Source organism: Trinickia violacea (assembly GCF_005280735.1).
GTDB classification, from domain to species: domain Bacteria; phylum Pseudomonadota; class Gammaproteobacteria; order Burkholderiales; family Burkholderiaceae; genus Trinickia_A; species Trinickia_A violacea.
The window spans coordinates 1,512,538-1,537,669 of the sequence record NZ_CP040078.1; the positions used below are offsets into that span (position 1 = coordinate 1,512,538).

Annotated in this window: 21 protein-coding genes and 1 pseudogene; 5 read left to right on the forward strand and 17 right to left on the reverse strand. The window is 62.7% G+C overall.

The genetic code is table 11. The features are described from left to right. Nucleotides 1–121 precede the first annotated feature (121 nt). The 4 genes from FAZ95_RS28930 to FAZ95_RS28945 all read right to left on the reverse strand — a co-directional run bounded on the left by FAZ95_RS28930 (nt 122) and on the right by FAZ95_RS28945 (nt 5,319). Entirely contained in the window at nt 122–1,384 is a 1,263-nt protein-coding gene (locus tag FAZ95_RS28930) for an ABC transporter substrate-binding protein (protein WP_137335881.1), read from the reverse strand. Nucleotides 1,385–2,301: 917 nt separating this feature from the next. Continuing rightward, entirely contained in the window at nt 2,302–2,691 is a 390-nt protein-coding gene (locus FAZ95_RS28935) for a c-type cytochrome (RefSeq protein WP_137335882.1), read from the reverse strand. An 86-nt stretch (nt 2,692–2,777) separates the two neighbouring features. Continuing rightward, on the reverse strand, nt 2,778–4,538 hold the full coding sequence (locus FAZ95_RS28940) for a GMC family oxidoreductase (RefSeq protein ID WP_137335883.1): 1,761 nt from the start codon (nt 4,536–4,538) through the stop codon (nt 2,778–2,780). A 13-nt stretch (nt 4,539–4,551) separates the two neighbouring features. Beyond that, on the reverse strand, nt 4,552–5,319 hold the full coding sequence (locus FAZ95_RS28945) for a gluconate 2-dehydrogenase subunit 3 family protein (protein ID WP_137335884.1): 768 nt from the start codon (nt 5,317–5,319) through the stop codon (nt 4,552–4,554). A gap of 1,078 nt (nt 5,320–6,397) precedes the next feature. Between FAZ95_RS28945 and FAZ95_RS28955 the strand changes: the two genes are divergently transcribed. Further along, nucleotides 6,398–6,565: a peptidase associated/transthyretin-like domain-containing protein gene (locus tag FAZ95_RS28955; protein WP_217497481.1), complete on the forward strand. Its 168-nt coding sequence runs from the start codon at nt 6,398–6,400 to the stop codon at nt 6,563–6,565. Between the two features lie 42 nt (nt 6,566–6,607). On the opposite strand, the gene FAZ95_RS28960 is transcribed toward FAZ95_RS28955, so the two are convergent. Continuing rightward, the gene (locus tag FAZ95_RS28960; RefSeq protein ID WP_137335831.1) at nt 6,608–6,859 is read right to left on the reverse strand and encodes a transcriptional regulator; all 252 of its coding nucleotides are present in this window, start codon (nt 6,857–6,859) and stop codon (nt 6,608–6,610) included. A 620-nt stretch (nt 6,860–7,479) separates the two neighbouring features. On the opposite strand from FAZ95_RS28960, the gene FAZ95_RS28965 reads away from it, so the two are divergent. Further along, nucleotides 7,480–7,905: a hypothetical protein gene (locus FAZ95_RS28965; RefSeq protein WP_137335885.1), complete on the forward strand. Its 426-nt coding sequence runs from the start codon at nt 7,480–7,482 to the stop codon at nt 7,903–7,905. 102 nt (nt 7,906–8,007) lie between these two features. Here FAZ95_RS28965 and FAZ95_RS28970 read toward each other — a convergent pair whose 3' ends face one another. From FAZ95_RS28970 to FAZ95_RS29025, 12 genes are all read right to left on the reverse strand, one after another. Further along, nucleotides 8,008–9,339 carry an acetamidase/formamidase family protein gene (locus FAZ95_RS28970; protein WP_137335886.1) on the reverse strand — a complete coding sequence of 444 codons (1,332 nt, stop codon included), beginning with the start codon at nt 9,337–9,339 and terminating at the stop codon, nt 8,008–8,010. A 222-nt stretch (nt 9,340–9,561) separates the two neighbouring features. Beyond that, on the reverse strand, nt 9,562–10,173 hold the full coding sequence (locus tag FAZ95_RS28975; RefSeq protein ID WP_137335887.1) for a VOC family protein: 612 nt from the start codon (nt 10,171–10,173) through the stop codon (nt 9,562–9,564). 74 nt (nt 10,174–10,247) lie between these two features. Further along, nucleotides 10,248–11,663, reverse strand: a complete 1,416-nt coding sequence (locus FAZ95_RS28980; RefSeq protein ID WP_217497482.1) for an epoxide hydrolase family protein — start codon at nt 11,661–11,663, stop codon at nt 10,248–10,250. 109 nt (nt 11,664–11,772) lie between these two features. Beyond that, nucleotides 11,773–13,116, reverse strand: a complete 1,344-nt coding sequence (locus tag FAZ95_RS28985) for an epoxide hydrolase family protein (protein WP_137337655.1) — start codon at nt 13,114–13,116, stop codon at nt 11,773–11,775. A gap of 199 nt (nt 13,117–13,315) precedes the next feature. Further along, nucleotides 13,316–13,624: a DUF4148 domain-containing protein gene (locus tag FAZ95_RS28990; protein WP_137337656.1), complete on the reverse strand. Its 309-nt coding sequence runs from the start codon at nt 13,622–13,624 to the stop codon at nt 13,316–13,318. Nucleotides 13,625–13,963: 339 nt separating this feature from the next. Then, entirely contained in the window at nt 13,964–15,541 is a 1,578-nt protein-coding gene (locus FAZ95_RS28995) for an aldehyde dehydrogenase (NADP(+)) (RefSeq protein WP_137335888.1), read from the reverse strand. Continuing rightward, complete coding sequence (locus FAZ95_RS29000) at nt 15,538–16,182, reverse strand: cysteine hydrolase family protein (protein WP_137335889.1); 645 nt, start codon at nt 16,180–16,182, stop codon at nt 15,538–15,540. The genes FAZ95_RS28995 and FAZ95_RS29000 overlap by 4 nt, the downstream gene beginning before the upstream one ends. Before the next feature lie 181 nt (nt 16,183–16,363). Next, on the reverse strand, nt 16,364–17,539 hold the full coding sequence (locus FAZ95_RS29005) for an MFS transporter (RefSeq protein ID WP_137335890.1): 1,176 nt from the start codon (nt 17,537–17,539) through the stop codon (nt 16,364–16,366). 161 nt (nt 17,540–17,700) lie between these two features. Next, nucleotides 17,701–18,327: a cysteine hydrolase family protein gene (locus FAZ95_RS29010; protein WP_137335891.1), complete on the reverse strand. Its 627-nt coding sequence runs from the start codon at nt 18,325–18,327 to the stop codon at nt 17,701–17,703. Nucleotides 18,328–18,668: 341 nt separating this feature from the next. Further along, nucleotides 18,669–19,172: a winged helix-turn-helix transcriptional regulator gene (locus FAZ95_RS29015; RefSeq protein WP_137335892.1), complete on the reverse strand. Its 504-nt coding sequence runs from the start codon at nt 19,170–19,172 to the stop codon at nt 18,669–18,671. A 180-nt stretch (nt 19,173–19,352) separates the two neighbouring features. Beyond that, nucleotides 19,353–19,760 (reverse strand): sensor histidine kinase, encoded by a 408-nt coding sequence (locus FAZ95_RS29020; protein ID WP_137335893.1) that lies wholly within the window; start codon nt 19,758–19,760, stop codon nt 19,353–19,355. Nucleotides 19,761–19,762: 2 nt separating this feature from the next. After that, nucleotides 19,763–22,039: an FdhF/YdeP family oxidoreductase gene (locus FAZ95_RS29025; protein WP_137335894.1), complete on the reverse strand. Its 2,277-nt coding sequence runs from the start codon at nt 22,037–22,039 to the stop codon at nt 19,763–19,765. Between the two features lie 156 nt (nt 22,040–22,195). On the opposite strand from FAZ95_RS29025, the pseudogene FAZ95_RS29030 reads away from it, so the two are divergent. The 3 genes and pseudogenes from FAZ95_RS29030 to FAZ95_RS29040 all read left to right on the forward strand — a co-directional run bounded on the left by FAZ95_RS29030 (nt 22,196) and on the right by FAZ95_RS29040 (nt 25,105). Continuing rightward, nucleotides 22,196–23,174: pseudogene (locus FAZ95_RS29030) on the forward strand (NAD(P)/FAD-dependent oxidoreductase). Between the two features lie 14 nt (nt 23,175–23,188). After that, the gene (locus FAZ95_RS29035) at nt 23,189–23,743 is read left to right on the forward strand and encodes a helix-turn-helix domain-containing protein (RefSeq protein WP_137335895.1); all 555 of its coding nucleotides are present in this window, start codon (nt 23,189–23,191) and stop codon (nt 23,741–23,743) included. Nucleotides 23,744–23,758: 15 nt separating this feature from the next. Then, nucleotides 23,759–25,105 carry a glutamine synthetase family protein gene (locus FAZ95_RS29040; protein ID WP_137335896.1) on the forward strand — a complete coding sequence of 449 codons (1,347 nt, stop codon included), beginning with the start codon at nt 23,759–23,761 and terminating at the stop codon, nt 25,103–25,105. Nucleotides 25,106–25,132 lie beyond the last annotated feature (27 nt).

Here is a 25,132-nt window from a genome sequence, read left to right on the forward strand (position 1 = left end):
GCCCGCGCCGCCCGTGCTTCCCTCGGAGGTCGGTGCCGCGGTTCGACCACATACGGTCCACATACGTCCTACTTATGCGATCAGAACGGCGCCCGGCGATCCTGCCCGGGCGTTTGCGCTATCAGGCGGGCCACTGCAGCTTGCAGCCGGTTTCGCTCTCGGGAGGTGCGGTCTTGTCACCCTCGACGACGCGATCTACACGGAACAGATCTTCCGGGTCGCCGGCCGGCTGGGATAACGCTTCGCCGACGAACGACGACGTCATCAGCTGGTGATCCCCCTTGCGGTAGTAGCACCTGTTCGGCTGCAGCTTGACGTCGTCTGCCAGTTCGAAGCCGCCAAGCGCTTCGGCGAGCTTCCTGGCGTCGAGCGTCTTTTCCTTGTTGGCGATGGCGGCAAGGGTATGCACCGATGTATAGCCGAACCAGTGACGCGCGGTGGGAACCTTGCCGCCGTTCACCTTACGGATGTCGGCAACGAACTTTTCGACTCCCGGCACACCCGGCTGCTTCCAGTACCACTCGAACATCCAGATGCCGACGCGCGCCTCCGGCGGCATCGCCTCGAGCGACTCGAGCTCCTGCTGCAGTCCGGCAATGTGAATATTCTTGCCGATGCCGAACTGTGCAATCTGCTTCAGGCAGTTGACCATGTCGGAGCCTTGCGGGAGCACAAGCAGGACGTCGGGACTCGCCGCTCGCGCCTTGATGAGATAGGCGGAGAAGTCTGTCGTGCCGAGCGGGGTAAGCTCGTTGCCGGTTATCGTGCCACCGAGCTTCTGCAGATCGGCGGCCGCGGCTTTCTGCAGCGTGTGGCCGAACGCGTAGTCCGGTGTGATGAAATGCCACTTCTTGCCGTACTTGGTGAACAGCAGGTTCGCGACGGCGTTGGCCTCCATGCTGGTCGTGTTGCAGACGCGATAGACATTCCACTTGCAGTCGACGCCCGTGATCGTATCGGTGTGGCCGCCCGAAACGATGTGCAGCACCTTCTTCTCATTGCTGACCTGGGAAATGGCCTGGGCGATACCTGAGTTCACATCGCCGATGAGGAACGTGACCTGATCGCGTTCGATCAATTTGCGCGCCTTCTGCACGCCGGTGCCGACGTCATTTGCCGAGTCTTCAACCAGGAGCTCGATGGGCCGTCCCAGAACGCCGCCCTTGGCATTGATCTGCTGAACGGCAAGCCTCGCGCCCGTCACTTCATTCTGTGCAACTGCAGCATAAACGCCCGTCAACGGATCGACCATACCGATTCGCAGCGGAGCCTCGCCGCGTGCCTTGATGATGACGGGTGGCGCCAACTGCAGTGCGGCCGCCGCAGCAGTCGCCTTGAGTACGGTGCGCCGACTGAAAGAAGGGATACGGCTTTGTGTTGTCATAGGGTTCTCCCTCACCCTCATGTCGAATCTTTCGAACCTCTGAACGGTTGGTCCGCGCGTGCGAAACACGCCCATTTCGATCTTGAACGCGTTCAAGGGAATCCACAAGACCCCATTTTCCTGCTGACATACACGCGACAGCGCGTAGCTCATCAACGGGCTTTGTCCGGACAACGGAAAACCGGCGAGGCGGCTGATAATACTGTTAGCAATGCCATATATGGCGGTTGAAGGATTATGCTTTGTGCGAGCAGCCGATGCCGGAAAACGGGATGCGTGTACAACGAATTTCTTGAGACGTGGAGCCCCACATCGGCCAGGCGTTTAACCGGCGCGCGGACAGTCCATGAATTGCTTACTTGCCTTTGTTCCACGCTACTCGAGTTTCGGTCTCCATGACAGACTCCCTCAGGGATGATGGGAGTTCGATTGTGTTACCACCCCCGACGGTCGCTTTTGTCGGACCTGACGGAGGCTCACTCGCGGCCACTAGCTGCCGTTCGCCGTCGCCGTCGCTCAGCCATTCGAGCGGCTGCTCCGCATCAGTCAGCGGACCTTCACGAAAAAGCGGCTGGTATGACGCGGGATCGATATCGAGGTGTTCGCGGGATATAAGGCCAGCTGGGCTTTGCAGCCGTGACCACATCGACGGTGCGGCCCATCCGGTGCAAGCGAAGGAAAATGAAGTAGGGGACGTTCGCGTAGGTCGACCGCCTGTTCAAGCGGCTCAACGGATAGTCTTCGAGCTCTCGCTTTCCATCATCACTCCGGGCCGCGAAGACCTATCTATCGCGCAACATTTGGGGAATCGGTATCGGCAGCACCGTCCCCCGGCTATTGGTCATGCTCCACCCACGCACCCCTCATCGAGTCTCTTCGCCATGAACGATTGATTGTCGCCAGGCACTTGCGAATGCTCATTTCAACGTCTTCAGGTAGGCGATGATGTCCGCGCGCTCTTTGGCGTCGGTCACGCCCGAGAACGGCATGATGTTGCCCGGCACGGCCGCCTGCGGGTTGGTCAGGTAGGCGTCGAGGATCTTCTCGTCCCAGGGCTTGTTAAAGCCCTTCATCGCGCGTGAGAAGCGAAAGCCCGGGAATGTGCCCGCCTGCCTGCCAACCACGCCCTTGAGGCTCGGACCGACGCCGTTCGTGTCGTCAACGGAATGGCAGGCGGCGCACTGCGCGAACGCCGTATTGCCGGCGGCGACGTCCTGGGCGGCCGCGGGGCCGGCAATCGCGGCGGCCGCATGCGCGGCACCGGCAAGAATGGTCAGGCGGCGGAATATCGTGGGAGACGTCTTCATCATTACCCCTGCGGTTGTGCTGCCCGCATCGAAGTGGCGCGCGCTGCCGGCGAGCCCGCAGGCCGGGGCGGCGGTGCACGCGGCGCTCAGGTCAGCATGCCCGGCCGCTGCGTGTAGCGCACCAGATCGTCGCCCAGGCGCAGCGCAAGCGCCGCGAGCGGGCCGGTTGGGTTGTAGCCGGAATTGTGCGGATAGACCGACGCGCCGACCACGAACAGGTTGTGCGCATCCCAGTGCTGCAGGTGCGGCGAGACCACGCTCGTCTTCGGATCGGTGCCCATGACGGTGCCACCCGTCACGTGCGTGCTCTGATACACGCGCGTATCGAACGGCGCCTTGCGCGGCGCGGCCGGACTCGCGATGTCGGCGTTGATCGCCTTGCCGATCTCGGCCATCTTCTTCGTCACGTAGTCTGACGTCTTCAACTCGTTCTCGCGGAAGTCGAACGTCATGCGCAGCAGCGGCTGGCCGAAGGCGTCGGTGTAAATCGGATCGAGGCTCAGGTAGTTCTCGCGGTGCGGATAGCAGCTGCCCTGGACGCCGAGCGACATCGAGTGCGCATACCAGTCCGCGTTGGCCTTCTTCCACGAAGTGCCCCATTGCGGCGTGCCGGGCGGCAAGCGCCGGAAACCGATGGGCCGTCCCGCGAACTGGCTCGCGTTGATGCCCCCGCCGCCGAGGAAGCCCAGTCCCGAGTGATCAAAGTTGTCGTTGTTGAAATCGTCGATCACCATCTGCGTGCTGCCACTTGCGAGGAACGGGTTGAACCAGCGGTCCTTGATGAACAGGTTCATGCCCGAGTTGGTCTGATAGCAGAAGTTCTTGCCGACCACGCCGGTTTGCGAGAACGGGTCGTACGGCTCGCCGATCTTGCTCGTGAGCAGGAGCCGGGTGTTGGTCATGGTGAAGGCGCCTAGCACCACGACGTCGGCAGGCTGTTCATGCTCCTGACCTGTTTGCAGGTCGACATAGTGGACGCCGGCTACGCGCTTGGCGCGCGCGTCGTAGTTCACGCCGAGCACGTGCGCGTACAGACGGATCTCGAAGCCCTTGCGTTGCTTGAGCATCGGATAGAGCAGCACATCGGGCGATCCCTTCGCGTTGGCCTCGCAGATGAAGCGATCGCAGTGGCCGCAGTACTGGCATTGCCCGAGCACCTGGCCGTCCGGATTGATGTATGACCCTGACGAATTGGCCGCTGGCGTAGGGAATGGCTCGTAGCCGAGCTTCTTCGCCGTCTGGGCGAACACCAGGCCGGCCTCGGTCGGCTCGAGCGGCCTTTGCGGGAATTCATCGCGGCGCCAAGGCTCGAACGGATTGCCGCCCTCCTGCGGCTTGCCCTGGATATTGCCCGCGCGGCCCGACAGCCCGAACAGCTTCTCGAACAGGTCGTGGTATGGCTCTATCTCCCTGTACGTCGTACCCCAGTCCTGGAGCGGCATGTCTTTCGGGATGGCCGCCTTGCCGTAGCGCTGCTCGTAGTGGCTGCGCAATTGCGGATCGTATTCGGCCCAGCGCCACGTGTGGCCGCTCCAGTGGTTGGCCGCGCCGCCCATGCCCTCGCCAGGCAGGAATGCCTCCATCCAACGGATTGGCAGCGCCGATTCCTTCGCGGTGTAGCGCAGCGTGTAGGTCTGCACCGACCAGTCCTGTATCAACCCCTGGTGCACGTCCCAGCGCAGTTCGTCGCGCTGGGTCGGCACCTTGGCCTCTGCGCCGGTGGTGTGGTCGCCGCCGCGCTCCAGCACGAGCACTTCCACGCCCTTGCTGGTGAGCTGGCGGGCGATGAGGCCCGCAGTCAGGCCGCCGCCGACGATCACGACGGTACGCTTGTCGAGTTTTTTCATGGCGAGCCCCCGCTCAGCTGAAATCGGCGATCGACTTCGGATCCTTGGCGCCCGGGTAGGGCTTGCCGCGGTACTGCACCATGTCGATGGCGTGCGTGGCCGGCAGACCGGGGTAGCCGATCATGCGCCAGAACACCTTGTCGAAGTTGCCGCCGTAAATTGGGTCGGCGAAGCACGCCTGCGTGAAGAGGGGATAGACGAGACTGTTGAACCAGTAGGCGAGGTCGAGATCCTTGCCCTTGACCTTGCCGCCGGCGAGGTCATGCAGGAAGTCGTCGGCCTCGGCCGGGCTAAATTGATCGAAGGTCTTGTTCGCGCGAGCCCTGGCCGCCGCGTTGACCTCGGCGATGCCGGCCTTGAAATGCTGCTCGGGAGTCAGCGGCAGCTGCGGACCCTGCTCGGGACGCCCCGTGCCGAACGGGCCGCGCAGGTAGCGTTTGGCGCCCTGGCCGAAGGCCCCTGCGAGCTGACGGTCGATGTAGATCGCGAGCCCGCAGTCGACGCCGTTGGGCGTGTACTGGTCGGCGGGACACATCACGTTAACCATCGTCTCGACGAATGCCGCCTCGTCGGGACTAAACGAGTTGTAGCCGAGAACGTTGTTGAGTTTGGGTCCGGTCGGCGCTGCGGTCCGGGCCGGCTGCTGGGCCAGTGCGGGAGAGGCCAGCACTGCGGCGCCGGCCACGAGGGCCTGGTTGAAGGGCAGGGCGCCGGAAACCGTCGCCACCTGCTGCAGGAACCTACGTCTCCTGTTATTACCGTCTTCGGGCGTGTCGCTCATCTTCTGGTCCTTTGGCGATAAGGGCCGGGCGTTGTCTCGCCGGCATGACGTGTACTCGGCGCGGCGGAGCAGATCAACCGTGGTAGGCCAACTCTTGCCAACACGGAGAGTCTATTTCCTGCGTCACTTACCGATTCAATGCTCGTTGTATGGGGTCGTCGGGATAGAAGGCCGTAAAGGCGCCGCTGCCGCCGGGGATGGCAGTCCAAGAGTCGGCGACGGTGGCGAGCACGACGGCGCGCTGACGATGACCGCCACCGCGTGGATCGCGATCGGCAGGGCCGCGAACACAATGGCCAGTCAAGCGGAGCGTAGATGCAGCATGAGCATCTCCTCCATCCAGCCAGATAAACCCGATTTAAAGCCTGTTATTTGGCGGCAACGATGCCAAGGACATGCCCATTAGAGAAAGCATATGAACGTGTCCGCGCTTCCGCTCGCCCAAACGAGTGCAGATGTGCGGATGCACACATAAGCGCTTGCCACATCCCAATGCCCGTGAGGAATGTCCGCTTCCGTCGGTACCGTCCGTGTTCGCGGAGACAGCTATTTGAAAGGGAACGGGCGATTCATTACGTTGCCCCATTTTCAGCACGGGCGACATCATGCACAGGCCTATCACAGTCGAGGCGGTCGTGTCCGCCCTCTGTTTGTCGCTTTACGGATTCGAGCGATTGCCGGACGGTCTCATGGAGGCGCCTACCATCGTCAGGTTTTAGCTTCGACCTCGGTGGGCCGCGCTGCATGACGTGCTTGGATGTCGCTAACCGCGTGGTGCGGCGCCCGCTTGTAGTGGTTCGCCAAATATGAAATTCAAGATTTCCGTCCTTGACGAGGGTACAAAGGATGCCTCAATGACCCTCATTGCTCGTTATGCGCCTTGCGGCACCGCTTCAAATTGCCAATGGACATCAGAGCAGAAAGTCGCCATTGGGATTGCAGCGGTGATGCAGGCTCTGGTAACTTCGACGGGACCCGCATCGACGCCCATCGACTCCGCAGCGCGGATCGCGCGGCGGGATGATCGAGCGCGAAACAAGGAGGGTCCACGTATCCGGGACGCACGCGACACTTCCATGTGACGGTGCAAGCGCCGAACGGGCCCACCCTCACGACCCAACTTTACTTTCCGGGCGAGCAGCGCAACGCTCGCGATTTCCTGTTTGATCGCCGACTGCTGATGACGATGGACGACCACGGCGGGCGCAAGGCAGCCCGGTTCGATTTCGTGCTCGCGTTTGCGTAGCGCAAGTCACGGATTTCGATGGCGCCCGGGATTTCATTCCGGTCAGCCGAAGACGCCCGCGTCGAGATCTCTCGTGAAATGCTGTAGCCAATCGCTTTCGTCGCATAACGGGTATTCCTTCGTAACGTGCGTCGATAGCCTCGTTATGCAGACATAGCCCTGCATACCGCAGTTCTCGTCACTCTTGGGGTCTGTCGTGTCGGTTTCCCGAAGATCGAAATCTCCTTCTGCCAAACCGTTGCGCTGCAGCGTCGCGAGAAAATCTTTGTGTTCATCTGGTTCGATCAGGCGCATGTTCGTCCCCCGATGTGTTCAACGGAGATATCGTCAACCGATGCCAGTATGCTCTCGGCCGCCGCTTTCGGAGCGAGCCGGGCCGGCTCGGTCTCATCAAACGCGCCGTCGCTGTATAGCCTTGAGCTAGGCGGGGGCGCTCCCCAGCGTTGTGACGTAGACCGTATCGAATCTGCCAGTCTTCCAGCAGTAATTCTGTCAACTCGCCGCGGGAACGCACGCCCATCCCCGCTCTCCGTCGCGAGACAAGGGTCTCGCGAGGCGAAATGATTCTGTCACCGGCAAATGCCAGTCCTTCAGGCTGCCGGGCCGCTGAGCGGCAACGTCTCTGTGCGGCCATGAACAGTCCTCGAGGGCGTGATCCCCAAGGTCCGCTTTTGCCGTGCGGATACAACCGGTCGATGCAACACACTGGAGCCCAGCTCTTCGACCGAAACCACTCGTCCGTACAGGGAAATCTGGCCGAGACAGGCGGGTGAAGCCATGGACGCTATATTTACCCGATGGGATCGAGGGGGGTATCGGACTAATAGCATCTGTTAGATCACATCGTGACGATCTCGACTACGGAATGGTTTAACTTGTCATGTCATTCATCGCATATACAAACGGAGGTACCGATGATTCCAGCGAGCAGTGCGGACGTGGGATCAACCTCGGTCTGGTTGAGTCCTCCGGTGGTCGCGGCACTGGTGGCCGCCATCGTTGCCTTGCTGACGGCCCTCATCACTGCATTCGTAACGGTCGGTGTCGCTGAGCGAAAGCTCAGACGAGACTTCCGTCTTGAGTTCGCTGCTGAAGGCGTTGCCCACCAGTTGATGATGGACCCGGAATGGAGCCTGCGTTCGTTTGCCGTGATCAAACACCACCTCGGGGGCTTCGACGACGACGACCTGCGACGGATTCTGGTGCGTGCCGGGGCGATTCGATTCTCATCTCCATCCGGAAAGGAACTGTGGGGGCTGTTGGAGCGAAACCACCATCTACTTGGCGCGACGACCATCAGCGAAGAGCCAGGGCATCGAAGCGGAAAGACTCAAGGGTGAAGCTTAGGAGTCGAACAAGCGTGTCGGACGCCCCGATCGATGCCATGCGCGCACGCGCCGCGCCTCATCCGAAAATCCGATATGAGGGACGGCGTTTTTTTGTTAGAGCTGGTACTTCTCGCGCACCAGATGCCCGATCCCGATGCGCTCGAGGATCGCGAGCGGGCACAGGAAGGTCACGCGCACCGTGCCGGGTAGCCGACTGATATCGATCGAGCCCGTGATCGTCGCCCGGTTCAGGACCTCTTCATACGCGAGCCCCGTCACGGCCGCGGCGCGCCGCAAGCCGTTCTCGGTGGCCTCGTTCAGGTTGGCGCCGCTGCCGATGAACGTGATCGGCCCGCTCTCCTCGACATCGCGCTGACCCCAGCGCGCGCCGAGCTCGGCCACCTTTTGCCGCTGCAAGGCGCTCATCGGACGCGCCATCGGCGGCAGGTCGTCGATGTTCTGCAGCAGGATCGGGCCTTCGAGCGCGAGGTTCTTGATGACCTCGACGGTGATCTCGGTTTCGCCGGACACGTCGGTCGCATGCCCGGCGATCTCGCCGTTGCCCTGTTGCGCGTGCATGTCGCCTAGATACACGCCGGCGCCCGGCACCTTGACGGGGCAAATCAGGATGCAGCCCTCTCGGACCGAGTTGGTGTCCATGTGCCCGTCAGTCTTGGCCGCGTGCAGCTCCTCGTGCGTCAGCGCGTAGCGATGCGGCGCGCCGACCAGGTATTGGCCGAAATCGGCGCAGTTGTGCGAGTCGGGGATGTCGCGCGAGGGTGTCGTGCCGATGTTGCCGAGGAACGGGCGCATGTGCGCCGCCACGCCCGGGATGTCGGCGCGCGCGAGCGACAGGATCGAATGCTGGGCCGCAAGCTCGGGCAGGGCCGACATCAACGGCGCGTTGCCCGCCAGGCGATCGGCGACCTGCTGATTGACGGTCAGGCTGACCTGGTTTTCCTGATCGAGGACGATCACGTAGCCATGCTTGAAGCGGAACGCGCTGACCTCGGCGCCGCAGTGATCGCAGCGAATGGCGTCCTCGCCGATGCCTTCGACATGGCTCGCCGGGTGCTCCGTGCCGCACGCCGCGCAGAACTTGGCGACGAACGGGTCGCCGTGGTAGCGGCCCTCGACGAATTCCATCATGCCCGAAGACGTCGCGACCGACGTGACGCGCAGGCGTTCAATCTTCAGCGCGACGGCGTCGCCGACCTCGGCCCCGGCGATCGCGACCGGTTGCGTCACCTCGTGGCCACCCTGGAAGGCCGGCGTGATCATCGGCCCCCAGCAGCCGGGCGGCGTGCCGGCGATCAGCGTGCCGCCGTCGGCGAGCGGACCGAGCATGGTCTGGCTGGGCCCGATGAGCCCACTCGTGTAGGAATCGACACGCAGCCGTTTGACAGGCGGCTGCGCCGTGATGGCCTCGGAAAGGAGGGTCGTCATGTTTGCTCTCCACATGCCGCATCGAATGCGGCGTTTGTTTGAAAGAGAAGCACGATCGCTCGTGGCGCCGATCGTGCGGGCTGGAGTGATTCGTCGTTTGCGGTCGTGCGGGTCCGGCGATCCGGATGTCGCCTCTAAAGGCCGTGTACGGGGGCCTTTACGTCGCATCGACACCGATGATGAGCTCGCTGCCGAGCCAGCCGGTGGCCATCGCGTCGCTGCTTACGCCGGCAGCGCTTCGCCGGACTGCTCGCGGGCGAGGTACTGGGCGTACCACTCCGGCCAGTTGTCGTCATGCTTGCCGCCATTGCGCTCCTCATGCTCGCCGTGCGCAGCGGCGGCGCGCCGCAGCGCGGCCGCGAGGTCGTTTGGCGATGTGAACTTCGTATCGCCGCTCACACGACCAGGCAGGCGCGTGGTGACTTCCTGCAGCAGCCAGCTGTTGCCGTCCGGGTCGCTGAACCTGGCGTACGAGGAGTAGGTGTTGCGCTGCGGATGCGGGCCGCTCTGTGCGGGTTCGCCGGGGGTCAGGTGGAACACTTCGCTCACGTCGACGCCCAGGTCGATGAGCTCGGCGCGAGCCGCCTCGATGTCGGACACGACGAGATAGAGCTGCGCCGAGCCCGGCGTTGCCGTCGTGACCCCCTTGCCGAAATGGATCGAGCCTGGCGAGCCCGGAGGCGTGTACTGCAGGAGCCGGAAGGCATCTGCCTTGTTGATCTCGGCGTCAAGCTTCCAGCCCAGGTTGCTGTAGAACCGCTTGGCGCGATCGACGTCCGATACGGGGATGACGACCACTTCGAGCTTCAGGTCGTTCGTGGCAGTGATTTTCATGATCAAACTCCATTCAGAGAGATGGCTTGACGAGATGCGGCCGATGCCCGCAGGCTGCGGCATCTTTTGGGACGTCACGATTTGCGCAGCGGCCTGAAGGCTGCGCGTAGCTCTTCGGCGAAGAGCCCGGGCTGCTCCCACGCCGCAAAGTGGCCGCCCTTGTCGAGCTTGTTGTAATGAATGAGCTTGGGATAGGCCCGCTCCGTCCAACTCCGCGGCGCCGCATAGATCTCGTCAGGAAAGACGCTCACGGCAACCGGGATGGTGACGTGCTTCGGGGCGAAGAAGTCGAGCTTGTTTTCCCAATAGAGACGAGCCGAAGAGACCGCCGTGTTCGTCAGCCAGTAGAGCGTGATGTTGTCGAGGATGTCGTCTCGCGTAAGGCCCTCGGCCTGCCCGTCAAAGACGCGCGCAATGAGCGCATAGCTGCGCGCGTCGTGGTCGAGCATCCACGCGGCGAGGCCGACAGGCGAGTCCTCGATCCCGTACAGCGTCTGCGGGCGATTCGCCATCTCCTGAGCGTAGCCAAGGCCATGCTTGTAGAAGAAATCGAGCTGGTCGTAGGCATGCTTCTCGTCAGCTGAGAGGCCGGCCGGCGGCGGGCCGCCCGACTGAAGTGCCTTTGCGACATCGTCCGGCACAGTGGCGGGCATATTGGTGTGAATGCCGAGCAATTCGGGTGGCGCCTGCAGTGCCATCTGCTCCGATACCGCATCTCCCCAATCGCCGCCCTGCGCCACAAATTGTTTATATCCGAGGCGCTTCATCAGCACGGTCCACGCGCGTGCGATGTGAGCGGGGTCCCAACCGGCTGTGGCGGGCTGCCCTGAAAACCCGTAGCCTGGCAGCGACGGAATCACCACGTCAAAAGCGTCCGATGCACTTCCGCCATGGGCCGTTGGGTTCGTCAGCGGATCGATGATCTTCAACTGCTCGACGATCGAGCCCGGCCATCCGTGCGTGATGATCACCGGCAACGCATTCTTGTTCTTCGAACGAACGTGGATGAAGTGAATGTCCACCCCGTCGATGGTCGTCACGAACTGCGGCAAGGCATTCAGCCTCGCTTCGACCTTGCGCCAGTCGTAGCCCGACTGCCAATAGCTCGCGAGTTCGCGCATCGTTGCGAGCTGCACGCCTTGCGACGCGTCCGTTACCGTTCCCTGACTGGGCCACTTTGTCTCGGCGATCCGCCGACGCAAGTCCGCGAGAGCCTCGTCGGACACGTGAATTTTTGGGAACGGACGGATCGACGTGTCGTCTGCGGTCGACGCTGCTGCGGCGACCCCGATCACGGAAGCCTGCGCAGTCGCCGCGCCGGCGTTCGAGGTGCTGGGCGCCTGGGCAGCGACCTCTACGCCACCGGACGCGGGAAGTGTCGTTTCGGCGTGTACGGCGACCGCGGGAAGAACAATGCCGATGGCTGCTGCGACCAACGCGGAAGCCGCAAGACGACGGCGTCTGCCAAGCAGCGAATAAAGTCCGAACATGATCAATCTCCTGAGCGGCGGAAGGCGCCTGAAGGCTGCCGACACGCCTTTGAAATTCGTGGGGTGAAGACGCGGGCGGTGGGAAGGAAGACCGTCGGCGTCCACTAGCTCAGCGCAGCGGCCTGAATGCCGCCCTAAGTTCCTGAGCGAAGATCGTCGGCTGCTCCCAAGCGGCGAAGTGGCCGCCTTTCTCTGCCCGGTGGTAATAGATGAGGTTGGGGTAGGCCTTCTCCGTCCAGCTCAGCGGCGCCTGATATTGCTCGCCGGGGAACACGCTCACGGCCACCGGGATCTTGACGCCTTTGGCATTGAAAAAGCCGCCCTTGTATTCCCAGTAGAGACGCGACGCAGATACCCCGGTATTCGTCAGCCAGTACAGCGTGATGTTGTCGAGGATCTCGTCACGCGTCAGTTCGCCGGTGGCGCTCGTGGTCCGGTTCAGAGCCGAGACGACCGCCGCGGCCGGCTGGCCATCGGCATCGTTGTGGTCGAGGAGCCACGCGGCGAGGCCGACAGGTGAATCGGCAATGCCGTACAGCGTCTGCGGACGCGATCCCATCAACCGGGCGTAGTCCACTTCCTTGAACGTCAGGGCGAGCTGCTCGTAGGCGCGTTTCTCCTCCGCTGACAGGCCGGCTGGCGCCGGGGCGCCGATCTGGAGCGCCTTGTCGACATCGGCTGGAACCGTCGCGGGCATGTTGGTGTGGATGCCGAGCAGTCCCTGAGGAGCCTGCAAACCCATTTGATCGACGACAAACGCACCCCAGTCGCCGCCTTGAGCGACGTAGTGCGTATATCCGAGACGGCGCATCAGCTCCGCCCAGGCGCGGGCCATGTGCTCGGGCCCCCAGCCGGTGGTCGTCGGCTTACCGGAGAATCCGTAGCCCGGCATCGACGGGATGACGACGTCGAACGAGTCTTCGGCCTTCCCGCCATACGCTACGGGGTCCGTGAGCAACCCGATGAGCTTGGTCTGCTCGAGCACGGAGCCGGGCCAGCCGTGGTTGATGATCAATGGAAGCGCATTGGGGTTCTTCGAGCGGACATGGATGAAGTGAATGTCCACGCCGTCGATGGTCGTCACGAACTGCGGAAGGGCATTCAGCTTCGCTTCAGCCTTGCGCCAGTCGTAGTCCGTCGCCCAATAGCGCGCGAGTTCCTGCATGGTCGCGAGCGGCACGCCCTGCGAAGAATCTGCGACGGTCTCCTTTTCGGGCCATTGCGTGGCCGCGATCCGGCGGCGCAAGTCCGCGAGAGCCTCGTCGGATACATGGATCTTGGGGAACGGACGGATCGAGTCGTCTTCAGCCGTTGCACGCTGAGTCGTGGAAGGCTGATCCGCAACCGGAGCGGCGTGGGCGTAACCAAAGGCAGCGGTCAGGACAAGGCCGAGGGCAGCCGCCGCCGATGCAAATGAGCTGCGCCGGGTTGGCGCTGGCGATACTGTAAACATGATCATTTTCCGAATAAGAGCGCGCGAGTCTGCGGCGCGCGCCGGGTTATGCGCTCCGTTAGCGTTATCGAAGGCAGATGTTGCGAGGAGCACGCGACCTTGCGACACGCGCGGATCACGGGTTCCTTTCACGTGACGGTTGCGGCGATCGTCGATCAGGCAGCGATCGACGTCCTGTTGTCGCTCGGGCAACTGCCGGTCAGGGATGGTTGTAGAACGCGTTCCAGTCAGCCTGCGAGATGGCCGGGCGACCCGCGTCCGACGAACCGCCCGCGACGCCGCCGATGCCTGTTGCGGCATTCTGTGCAGCGACCTTTGCTTCAGCTGCCTGAATGTCGGCCGGGTAATAGGGGTCTTGGCCATGGGCCGGCTGATAGCCGGCCTTTTCGAGCTGGATCAACTCAGCACGCACCTGCGCACGGGTAACGGGCTGGTTCGCCTGGGCGAACACGGCGACAGGAGCAGCGAGGGCAGCGGCAACAACAACGGCTTGAATCAGGGACTTCATAAAAACTACCTCCAGACGGTTATGGTGCAAATTCGGCAGGCGGGCGAGAAATCGCCTTTTTTGGGGGGGGCTCAACGAGCGGCGAGCGGCTAGCGTGCAACTGAGGGCCATCGCGACGGCACGATCGGCATACGCGGCGCCGATGCCGGTGGAAGCGCCCGTAACGAGCGCTGCGGGATTCGTTGACATATCAGTACTCCTATTGAGACAAATGAATATGAGTGCATATGCATACATGAACAAGAAATTACATGGGATATCTCCTGCGTGAGACTAGTTTTCTGAGTGAAGAACGCTCGCGCACGGCCGCCTGCAGGAGCGGGTGGCTGCCTGTTGGAATCAGGCCTTCGACGGTTCGCCGTCCACCAGCCGCCAGAGGCCGCTTGGGTTGTCGTGCCGGAGCGCCTCCGGCAACAACGCGTCGGGGAAGCCCTGGTAGCAGACGGGCCGGAGGAAGCGTTCGATCGCGCTCATGCCAACCGACGTGAAACGGCTATCGGAGGAGGCCGGAAACGGGCCGCCGTGAATCGATGCGTAGGACACTTCCTGCGGATGCGCGAATGCATTGATGACGATGCGGCCAGTGCGGCGTTGCAGGACCGGCAAGAGCCGCGCAGCCAGCGCATGATCAGCGCGTTCGATATGCATCGTCGCCGAGAGCTGGCCGCGGAACTGCCTGGCGAGGGCTATCAGTTGCTCGTCGTCCCTTACGCGCACCAGCAGTGCCGCAGGGCCAAAGACCTCTTCCGACAATGCCGGCTCTTCAAGCAGGCGCGAGCCGTCAACCTCGAAGAGGTATGACTGGCCATCCCACTCGCTGTGGGGATGGCCACCCGCCGCGATCTTTTTCGCCCCCGCGGCGAGCTGACGGGCCACATTCTTGCGGTATGCCATGTTGATGCCTGGCGTCAGCATGGTGCGAGATGGCATCGCGTTGATGCGGGCAATCAGCGCTTCCTTCAGCTCGCTGTACCCCAGGCCGTCGATGGCGAGCAGGATCGCGGGCTTGAGGCAAGCCTGGCCCACGTTCACCAGCATGCGTTCGGCGAAGCCGTCGCCAATCTCGCTGCCACGCGAGACTAGCGCGGTGGGCAGCACGAAGGTGGGATTGACGCTGGTCATTTCCGTGAAGACAGGGATCGGATCCGGCCGCTGCTGAGCGCGCCGGAATAGCGCCATGCCGCCCGCCTCGGAACCTGTGAAGGTCACGCCCTTGACCAGCGGATGATCCACCAGCGCTTCGCCGATCGCATTGCCGTCGCCGCGCAACAGAGAAAAGACGCCTTCATGCAGGCCCGAGTCTTTTACGGCCTGCTGGATGACGCGGCCCATGATTTCCGATGCGCCGGGATGCGCGTTGTGAGCCTTCAGGATGACGGGACAGCCGGCCGCCAGCGCGGACGCCGTGTCGCCGCCTGCGACTGAGTACGAGATCGGGAAGTTGCTTGCCCCGAAGATTGCAATCGGACCAAGGCCGATCTTCTGCATACGGTGGTCCATGCGTGGCCGAGGTTGACGCTCGGGCTGAGCGGGATCGATCGTTGCCTGTCGAAAGCGTCCCTGACGCACGACCGTGGCGAACTGCCGGAACTGCGTGGCCGCCTTGGCGGCTTCCGCTTCGAGCTGCGCGGCCGGCAAGCCGGTCTCCAGCGCGGCACGTTGGGCCAGAGCCGCGGCATTGGCGTCGAGCCCATCGGCAATGCGCTCCAGGAACGCCGCACGTACAGGCAAGCTCGTGTCGTTGTAGCTGTCGAACGCCTCGTCGGCCAGTTGCGCCGCGCGGTCGACTTCCTCGATGCCACCAAACGCGAAATCCGGTGCGAAATAGAGATTGGTTGCGGGATTGAGCGCCTGCATCGTGCCCGCCGTGGCGCGCATGTCCTGTGCGCCGATTAGGAGATTGCCGGTGAGGTTCATGCTGGGCTCCCTTGCGATGCCACAGGCAAGGCGGCAACCAGTTCGGACGTCGTCAGGATTTCGTGCGCGAACGTCGGCCCGTTCAGGTGATGCGCGGCGTGCATCATTTCCTTGCTGAAGGCTGCCGTCGCATCGCGTACGAGCGTCACGTGATAGCCGAGCTCCATGGCGAAGCGCGCCGTGGATTCGATGCAGGTGTTTGCCAGCAGACCCACCACGATCACGTGCGAAATGCCTTGCTGCTTGAGCTGGAAGTCGAGGTCGGTATTGGCGAACCCGCTCTGCCCCCAGTGTTCGTGGATGATGATGTCGCCATCCTGCGGCACGAAATCCGGATGCCACTCTCCACCCCATGTGCCCTTGGCGAAGGTATGGCGCTGCTGTATCAGGCGCTGCGTCGGATTCGGGTGGTCCCAGTTGTCGTAGTCGCCGGGCTGCCAGCGCCGATGCGGCACATAGAACATCTGGATGCCCGCCGAGCGTGCGGCCGCCACCGATGCGCGCAGGTTGTCGAGCAGGTGAACGTCGTCGGCAACGTCCGTGAGCAGCGAAAACAGTTTGCCGCCATCGGAAAGGAAATCGTTATACGGATCCACCAGCAGCAGGCCGGTTCGCTCCGAGTGATACACAGGATTTGACATTTCAGTACTCCTTTAGAAAATATGTGCGACCGAGGTCGCGTGTCGCGGTGGCGCCGGACTGCCTGGTTCGGAATGCGTGACGTCTCGCGCCTCGGTCGGGCAGATCTGGACGCCTGGGCACCGCCTTCGGATGCTCTGCTTCAGAGAACGACGCTCCGGCGCAGTGCAAGGTGAAGCTGGGTCAAGCCGGTTTGTCGGCGAGAGTCGCGTTCGTGCTTGTATAGGCCAGTGCGTTCAAAGCAAGGGCGGCGAGTGAAAGTCCAGCACCGACTACGGCAAGTCCCACCCAGCCGTAGCGGGTCGCGCCGTAGCCCCCGAGGGCGGAGCCGATTGCGCCACCCAGGAAATAGGACACCATGTAGACCGTGTTCAATCGACCCCGGGCCTCGGGGCGTAGCGCGTATAGGCGGGTTTGGTTGCCGACGAAACCCGCCCGATTCCCCAGATCGAGCAGGACGAGGCCGACTACCAGCCAACCCAGTCGCGTCGCGCCAATGGCGAGAACCGCGAAGGCCAGCAGGTTGATGATTGCGCCGGCCGCAACGGCGAAATGATGGCCGATGCGATCGACGAGCGAGCCGATGTATGGCGACATGACCAGGCCGATGACCCCGACGAGGCCAAACGTGCCGACGGTCGCGGCCCCGAATCCATAGGGTGGCCGCGCAAGCAGTGCAGCGAGCGTAGTCCATAGGGCGCTGAAGGCTGCGAACATCAGAAAGCCCGTAGCGGCCGAGATGCGCAATAGACGCTCCTCCCGGACCAGCACGACGAGAGACCGCATGAGTGTCCGGTAATGGATCGTCTTGAGTCCGGGCAACGACGGTAGTTTGCCTAAGATGACGATCAGCGCCAGATCAACGCCGGACGCAGCCACGAACATGGCTCGCCAACCGAAATGAGCGCCGACGAAGCCGCTCATCGTTCGGGCGAGAAGCACGCCTGAGGAAAGGCCGCCAAGTAGCACGCCCACGACGCGCCCCCGGCTTTCTGGAACCGCGTGACTCGCAACGGCGGGGATGATGAATTGTGCCGTCACCGCTGTTGCGCCAACGAAAAAACTGGACGCAGCCATCATGAGAAACGTCGGTGCCATGGCGCAGGCAAGCAGTGCGACGGCATTTCCCGAGATAGCGAACTTTGCCAATTTGCGAGGCTGAATGCCGTCAGCAAGCGGTATGAACAGGAGCAGGCCGGTGGCGTACCCGATCTGGGTAAGCACGGCGATGACATTTCCGCCCGTCGACGTTACGCCCCACGTCGATGCAATCTGCGGCAACAGCGGTTGCTGATAGTAAATAGCGGAGACCGCAAGCGCACAACTCAGCGCCATCAGCAGCACTAGAGAGCGAGACATTGATGGTGCCGCCTCGGAATGAGATGTAATTCGCATAACGAAATATCTATGAAGGGAGATGGTTGCTTGCCATGGAATTGCAAGGTCGCGGCCCTATGGGTTTCACCAAATAACCGGCGACCGGCTTCCGTCTGGCGTCGTGATCGTGCGAGCTGAACGCGTCACGCGCCAGGTATTGCCTCAACCAACTCGCGAGTCGTAACGATGCTGTGGGCGTAGGTCGGGCCGTTCAGTTCATGGGCCGCATGCATCATTTCGCGCTGGAGCGCCGCTGTGGCGTCCCTGACGAGCGTCACGTGATAACCGAGTTCCTGTGCATATCGCGCGGTTGCCTCGATGCAGGTGTTCGCGAGCAGCCCCACGACCACGACGTGCGAAATGCCATGTTGTTTCAGCTGGAAGTCGAGATCCGTATTGGCAAAGCCGCTCGAGCCCCAGTGTTCGTGTGCGACGATGTCGCCCGGTTGCGGCGCAAACTCGGGGTGCCACTCACCGCCCCATTCGCCCCGGGCAAAGTGATGACCTTGCATGACCTTGCGCTGGCTCGGGCTCGGATGGCACCAGCATTCGTAATCGCCCGGCTGCCAACGGCGATGCGGCACGACGACGACCTGAATGCCGGCATCTCGCACTGCCTTGTTGATCGTGCGCAGGTTGTCGAGCAGACCGACTTCTTCGGCAATGTCCTTGATAAACGGCCAAACCTTTCCGCCTTCAGACAGGAAGTCGTTGTAGGGATCCACGAACAGAAGTGCGGTGGACTTTGCGTCGTAGGTTACGTTGCTCATACGCGTTGCTCCTTGGATGTTTCCTCGGTTGAAAGCTCCCCGGATGGCCCTTGGCGACGAAGCCGCTACTGCGAAGTTGGCGCCATCGAGGAAGCGAGGAAGTTGAGGTGTAGTGTAACTATGAAAAACATAGTGTCAAGTGATTTTCGTTTGATAGTGCAATAAGGAAGGAGTCCAAGACATTTAACAGGCGACGCAACGTCCTGAGAACCCGATGGGACAGCGACGGACGGAATTCGTCACACGGGATGCCCGGAAGCGGCATTTTTGGGCAAGATCGCTCGCGATCTGCCCGGGCTCGTTGCTCGCGTCAGCCGGGAATGCCGCCTAAGCAGGCACAGTCAGCCTTTCGCCGCCTTGAACGCCTCGCGCCGCTCTTCGCGCTCTCTTGCAAACGTTGCGCTCAACGTGGCGTCGAGATCACGCCGCTCGACCGGTACGCCACAAACCGGGCACATGCCGTCGAGTCCGACCTCGTGACCGCACACTCGATGCGTAAATCGCACGGCAATTTCTTCATCTTCACGCTTGACCCAGGTTTCACCCCAGGCACGTAGCGCTTGGATCACCGGATAGAACGCCTTGCCCTTCTCTGTGAGCCGATACTCGTAGCGCAAAGGCTTCTCGTTATACGGATGGCGTTCAACCATGCCATCGGCTTCGAGCGACTTGAGGCGCGTCGCAAGCATTTGCGGTGTCGCCTCTGTCTGGATCTGGATTTCCTCAAACCGGCTCGCGCCCATATACAGCTCGCGCAAGACCAATACCGTCCACCTGTCGCCGACCACTTCCGTTGATCGGGCCACCGGACACACCGTGTCGGCCGACTTCCCGTTACGTTTCATCTGCGCCTCCAGATATCACTATTAAATTCATAGTAACACAAGCGCTTTCAACATGGGAACGCACGGCCACGCCAACAACCACGTACCGATCAAGACTAGAAGAGACCCGAACGTCAATATGGGAATCACGTTTCACTTTACGGATACCCATTCTCTTTTGCTTGAGCAGAACCCCAAGAGCTAGCCCGCCCCGACGGCTTGCCGAGGAAACGGATAAGCCCCAACCGGAAGATCGACGCGAAAAGTCGCCCCGAAACCGGCATTATTGGACGCGCTAATCCGGCCCTCATGGGCTTCGACGATCGAGCGGGATACCGCGAGACCGATGCCCATTCCTTTCGTTTTGGTTGTGACGAACGGGTCGAAGATGCTGTCGGTTTCGCGGATGCCGGAGCCGTTGTCGACGACTTCAAGCACGACGGACGGCTCGTCCTGCGCGCTTGCCGCGATGCGGATTGTCGGCGGACGGCCGGTGTTCTCCGTGGCCTCGATGCCATTGGAGATGAGGTTGATCAGCACCTGCTGGATCTGTATCTGATCGACGAACACGGGTGGCAGGTCATCGGGAAAGTCGAAGTCGATTTCCATGGTCACCCCGCGGCAGCGCGCGCGACGCTGACAGGCACCGACTTGTAAGAGGGCGTACCGCTTTCCTTGTCGATGTAGTCGAGCGGAATCAGGACGTTCGCCTCCGGGTAGTACGCCGCGACCGAACCCTTCGCAATGGGGTAGGCGATCGCGGTGAGGTTCTTCAGATGACGTTGTCTGGCCGAGGCGAGCGTCTCGATGTCGACCCGATCGCCGTGCTGAAGTCCGTGCTCGGCCAGATCCGCTTCGTTCATGAACAGCACGTCGCGTCGCCCGAAGACGCCGCGATACCGGTCGTCCATGGCGTAGATCGTGGTGTTGTACTGGTCGTGGCTGCGTATCGTGATGAGCCGCAGCACGTTCTCGGCACCGAGGACTTCCGCGTCTTCCTTGACGCCTTCATAGACGGAGAACACGGCCTTTCCCGAAGGCGTGGGCCACTGCCGCTCGGTCGGCGGAAGCGGAAGGCGGAATCCGCCCGGCTTTCTGATGCGTTCGTTGAAGTCTTCGAATCCGGGGACGGTCCGGTCGATCAGGTCGCGAATCTTGTCGTAGTCGGCGACGAGCTCCGTCCAGGCCACTTTGCTGTTCGGCAGCGTGGCGCACGCAATGCCGGCGACGATCGCGGGCTCCGAGCGCAAGTGCTCGGAGGCGGGCGTGAGTTTCCCGGCCGACGCGTGGACCATCGACATCGAATCCTCCACCGTGATGGACTGCGGACCACCGGCCTGAATGTCGAGCTCGGTGCGGCCGAGACAGGGGAACACGTACGTTTCCTTCGAAACCAGGAGGTGCGTGCGATTGAGCTTGGTGGCGATGTGAACGCCGAGGTCGAGCGTAGCCATCGCGGGGAACGACCGCTCGGAATCGGGCAGCGCAACCGCGAAGTTGCCGCCGAGGCAGATGAGCGCCTTCGCCTTGCCGTCGATCATCGCCTGCATTGCCTGGACGGCATCGTGCCCATGCGCGGACGGAGGCGTGAATCCGCAGGTGTCCTCGATTCGCTTGAGGAAGTCTCGGGATGGCTTCTCGGTGATGCCGACCGTGCGGTTGCCCTGGACGTTGGAATGTCCGCGCAGCGGGCAGATGCCGGCGCCGGGCTTGCCGAAGTTGCCGCGCATCAGCAACAGGTCGGCGATGAGGCGGACATTGGCGGTGCCTTTGTTGTGCTGCGTGATCCCCATGCCGTACGTGACGATCGTGGCATTGGACTTCGCGTAAGCGAGGGCGACTTGCTCGAGATCGGGACGGGTGAGACCACTGGCCTTTTCGATGTCGTCCCACGAGGTCGCCTCGAGATCAGCAGCGAACGCGTCGAACCCTTCGGTATGCGTCGCGATGAATTCACGGTCGAGGACGTTTCCCTCTTCGGCTTCCATCGCAAGCAATGCCTTCATGACCCCCTTGAGCGCGGCGGCGTCGCCGCCCGCGTCGACCATGAAATAGGTGGACGCGATGCGGGTCGAGGCATAGGTCGCCATTTCGATGAAGTTCTGCGGATCGGCGAAGCGCTCCAGCGCGCGCTCGCGAAGCGGATTGAACACGATGATCGGGACGTCGCGCCGCGAGGCTTCGTGGAGCGTCCCCATCATGCGCGGGTGATTCGTCCCGGGATTGTGGCCGATCGAGATGATGAGCTCCGCCGAATCGAAATCCTCCAGCGAGACCGTGCCCTTGCCGATGCCGATCGATTGCGGCAGGCCGACGCTCGTCGGCTCGTGACACATGTTCGAGCAATCGGGGAAATTGTTCGTGCCGTATTCGCGGGCAAAGAGCTGGTACAGGTACGCGGCTTCGTTCGAGGCGCGGCCCGATGTATAGAACTCGACCTCGTGCGGCGAGAGCGAGCGCAGTATCTCGCCGATGCGCGCAAACGCATCCTCCCATTCGACGGCGCGGAACGTATCGGTCGCGCGGTCGTAGACGAGCGGATGGGTGAGGCGGCCCATGTCCTCGAGTTCGAAGTCGGTCTTCTGAAGCAGCGATGTGACGGTGTTGTTGGCGAAGAATTCCGGGGGCACGCGCTTGGTCGTTGCCTCCCACGTGACCGCCTTCGCGCCGTTCTCGCAGAACTGGAACGTGGAGCGGTGCTCCTTGTCCGGCCACGCACAGCCGGGACAATCGAAGCCGTCGGGCTGATTCGTCCGCAGAAGCGTGATCGGAGCCGTGATGCTCTCCATTTGCTGGCGCACGGCCTGAGCGGTTGCCCGCAGCGCGCCCCAGCCGCCCGCGGGTCCGTCGTAGGGTCTCACACCGGGTACTTCGCGTCGCGTGGTCATTGGAAACTCCAATAACGGTCTCGGATTGCGCTTCGGCTACTGCTTATATATAGCCGAAATCGGGAGTCGCGCACCTGCCGTTTCAACCTTGCGCTCGTGAAAATTCAATGGCAGTATTTCATGAAATTTCAGCCATGAATTTTCACGGGAGCGTTCATGTTCGCGCAGTCGGCCCAGCACGTGACGAGCTACTACGCCGGTACCCTGTCCGCGCCAATCCCGCTGCATCCCTCGCTTGACGACCGTCTGGAGGCCGATGTGCTGGTCGTCGGCGCGGGTTTCAGCGGGTTGCACACGGCGCTGCGGCTACGATCGGCTGCGCGTCATTGCGCGCGACGAGATGCCCGGGTGGATCGGCAGTTCGAGGTATCTCAGTGCGCTCTACGATCCGGAGGCCGGGCACTTGAATCCGCTGAAGCTCGCGCTCGGCCTCGCGAAGGCGATTGAGGGCGCCGGTGGCCGGATCTTCGAACAGAGCCGTGTGCTCGACTACCGCGAGACGTCGTCCGGTTACGTCGCGCGGACCGCGAGCGGCGAAGTGCGGGCGAATGTGCTCGTACTCGCGTGCAATGCGTATATCGACCGGCTGGACCCTGAACTGGCGAGCCGGCTGCTGCCCGTCGGCACCTACCAGGTCGCGACCGAACCGCTCGATCCCGAACTGGCGTGCTCGCTGCTGCCGCGCAATAGCTGCGTGATCGACAATCAGTTCGTGCCCGACTACTTCCGGCTGAGCCCCGACCACCGGCTGCTGTTCGGCGGTGGTTGTACGTATCTCGGCGGCATCCCCGCGAATATCGCAGAAGCCACGCGGCGTCCGCTCGAACGCGCGTTCCCCCAGTTGCGCGGCGTGAAGCTCGAGTTCGCGTGGGGCGGGCACCTCGATATCAGCATGCGCCGCACGCCGGACATCGGCCGCCACGGGCAGCGTTACTGGCTGCAGGGCTATTCGGGGCACGGCGTACTGCCAACGCTCGCGGGGGCGCGGGCCGTCGCCGATGCGATCCTTGGCGACGACCGGCTGCTCACGCTCTACCAGGACATCAGCAACCCCCGCTTTCCGGGCGGCGAGCGGTTCGCCGCACCGCTCGAAGCCATCGGCAAGGCGTGGTATCGATTGCGCGACACAGTTTGAAGAGGTAATCGACGATGAACGAGCAGGAAGAGATGGAAGGCCTGGCGATCCTGATTCGCGATCTGCGCAAGCATCGCAAGGTCACGCTGCGCGAACTCGCCGTCAGGATGGGGCGCTCGGTTGGTTTTCTGTCGCAGGTCGAGCGCGGGTTGTCGCGACCGACCGTCGCCGACCTGACCGCGATCTGCGACGCGCTCGACACGCCGCATACCTACTTCTACAGCCTGAGCAAGCCCCGCTCGGTGCCGTGGGTCACGCGTCCTGGAGAGCGTCGCACGCTGTATTTCGCGGAGGGCATCACGGACGTCCTGGTGTCTCCGAACATGCGCGCGCGCTTCTCGATGCTCGAAAGCCATCTCGCGCCCGGCGCAAGCAGTGGCGAGCGTCCCATTGACGACCGCGACGAACAGGGCGGCTTCGTGCTCGAAGGCGAACTCACCGTTTGGCTCGACAACGGCGAGCCCGTCACGCTCGGACCGAACGACGCCTTCCAAGTGCCTGCGCACGCCCGCTTGCGCTACGCGAATCTCACCGACCAGCCGACGCGGGTCATCTGGGTTTTCACCTGAACAGAGAAGAGAACCATGCATGCCGCCACTGACGATCTGATTGCCGAAGTCCGCGCGTTTCGCACCGCGCATCCGGAGATCCGCTATGTCGATCTGATCTGTCTCGATCTGCCCGGCCACTTCTACGGCAAGCGCTATCCGGTCGACGCGCTCGAACGGGTCGCGTCGGGCTCGCTGCTCAAGCTGCCGCAGAACTGCATTCTGCTCGGCACGCAGGGCGGGCTCTACAAGATCGGTGACTACTGCTTCAACGACGGCGACCCAGACGCGGTGCGCCGCCTGATTCCGGGCACGCTAAAACCGGTGAGCTGGGAAAAGCAGCCGCTCGGCCAGATGCTGATCACGACCGACGGCACCGACGCCCCCGTCGAGTTCGAGCCGCGCGAAGTGCTTGCGCGTGTGCTGGCGCGTCTCGCGCGGCGCGGTATCCGGCCCGTCGTTGCATTCGAGCTCGAGTTCTATCTATTCGACGCGCAGCTCGAGGACGGCATGCCACGCTATCCGCGCGATCGCCTGAGCGGCGATCCCGACGATCAGCCGAACATGCATATCGAGCGGCTGTCGCGTTTCTCCGATGTGCTGCACGAGATGGTCGGCGTCGCCTGCGAGCAGGGGATCGAGGCGACTGTGATCACGGCCGAGCTCGGGCCAGGACAGTTCGAGATCAACTTCGGCCATTGCGACGACGGGCTGCGTGCCGCGGACTGGTCGGCCATGTTCTGCCGCAGCACGCGCGGCGTCGCATTGAAGCACGGCTATCGCGCGAGCTTCATGGGCAAGCCGTACCTGCACGCACCGGGCAACGGAATGCACGTGCACGTGAGCCTCTACGACGAGGCCGGCCGCAATCTGCTCGCGCTCGACCAGCAGCGTGCGCTGCGTCATGCGGTGGCGGGCTGTCTCGAGTGGCTGCCGCACTGCATGCCGGTGTTCGCGCCCAACCACAATGCGTACCGTCGGTACGGCTCGATGGTGAACACGGCGAGCCGCGCGAGCTGGGGATTCGAGGATCGCGACGCGTGCATCCGGATCCCCGAATCCGATGCAAGAAACCTGCGGATCGAACATCGTCTCGCGAGTGCGGACGCGAATCCGTACCTGGTGCTCGCGGCGATTCTGAGCGGCATGGAACACGGTCTCGATGCCGGCATCGAGCCGATCGCACCGTTGAACGAGGACCGCGGCAGCGGGATCGACTTCCCGAAGGACATGCTGTCGGCCGTTGCCGAAATGCAGAATCATGCGGCCGTTCGAGAAGGGATGGGCAACGAATTCGTCATGGTCTATTGCGAGAACAAACGACAGGAGGAACTCGATTTTAGAAACGAGATCAGCGGGCGCGAGTATCGGTGGTACCTGTAACGCGATGCGGCGGCACAGCCAGTTAAG

Bases quoted from the DNA above. Each gene is read 5' to 3' on its own strand.
- FAZ95_RS28985 (WP_137337655.1), bottom strand. From the start codon at position 13,116: ATGTTTACAGTATCGCCAGCGCCAACCCGGCGCAGCTCATTTGCATCG.
- FAZ95_RS29040 (WP_137335896.1), top strand. From the start codon at position 23,759: ATGCATGCCGCCACTGACGATCTGATTGCCGAAGTCCGCGCGTTTCGC.
- FAZ95_RS28940 (WP_137335883.1), bottom strand. From the start codon at position 4,538: ATGAAAAAACTCGACAAGCGTACCGTCGTGATCGTCGGCGGCGGCCTG.
- FAZ95_RS28965 (WP_137335885.1), top strand. From the start codon at position 7,480: ATGATTCCAGCGAGCAGTGCGGACGTGGGATCAACCTCGGTCTGGTTG.
- FAZ95_RS28935 (WP_137335882.1), bottom strand. From the start codon at position 2,691: ATGAAGACGTCTCCCACGATATTCCGCCGCCTGACCATTCTTGCCGGT.
- FAZ95_RS29000 (WP_137335889.1), bottom strand. From the start codon at position 16,182: ATGTCAAATCCTGTGTATCACTCGGAGCGAACCGGCCTGCTGCTGGTG.
- FAZ95_RS28975 (WP_137335887.1), bottom strand. From the start codon at position 10,173: ATGAAAATCACTGCCACGAACGACCTGAAGCTCGAAGTGGTCGTCATC.
- FAZ95_RS28960 (WP_137335831.1), bottom strand. From the start codon at position 6,859: ATGCGCCTGATCGAACCAGATGAACACAAAGATTTTCTCGCGACGCTG.
- FAZ95_RS28930 (WP_137335881.1), bottom strand. From the start codon at position 1,384: ATGACAACACAAAGCCGTATCCCTTCTTTCAGTCGGCGCACCGTACTC.
- FAZ95_RS29010 (WP_137335891.1), bottom strand. From the start codon at position 18,327: ATGAGCAACGTAACCTACGACGCAAAGTCCACCGCACTTCTGTTCGTG.
- FAZ95_RS29015 (WP_137335892.1), bottom strand. From the start codon at position 19,172: ATGAAACGTAACGGGAAGTCGGCCGACACGGTGTGTCCGGTGGCCCGA.
- FAZ95_RS29005 (WP_137335890.1), bottom strand. From the start codon at position 17,539: ATGTCTCGCTCTCTAGTGCTGCTGATGGCGCTGAGTTGTGCGCTTGCG.
- FAZ95_RS29020 (WP_137335893.1), bottom strand. From the start codon at position 19,760: ATGGAAATCGACTTCGACTTTCCCGATGACCTGCCACCCGTGTTCGTC.
- FAZ95_RS28945 (WP_137335884.1), bottom strand. From the start codon at position 5,319: ATGAGCGACACGCCCGAAGACGGTAATAACAGGAGACGTAGGTTCCTG.
- FAZ95_RS28995 (WP_137335888.1), bottom strand. From the start codon at position 15,541: ATGAACCTCACCGGCAATCTCCTAATCGGCGCACAGGACATGCGCGCC.
- FAZ95_RS28990 (WP_137337656.1), bottom strand. From the start codon at position 13,624: ATGAAGTCCCTGATTCAAGCCGTTGTTGTTGCCGCTGCCCTCGCTGCT.
- FAZ95_RS28980 (WP_217497482.1), bottom strand. From the start codon at position 11,663: ATGTTCGGACTTTATTCGCTGCTTGGCAGACGCCGTCGTCTTGCGGCT.
- FAZ95_RS29035 (WP_137335895.1), top strand. From the start codon at position 23,189: ATGAACGAGCAGGAAGAGATGGAAGGCCTGGCGATCCTGATTCGCGAT.
- FAZ95_RS29025 (WP_137335894.1), bottom strand. From the start codon at position 22,039: ATGACCACGCGACGCGAAGTACCCGGTGTGAGACCCTACGACGGACCC.
- FAZ95_RS28970 (WP_137335886.1), bottom strand. From the start codon at position 9,339: ATGACGACCCTCCTTTCCGAGGCCATCACGGCGCAGCCGCCTGTCAAA.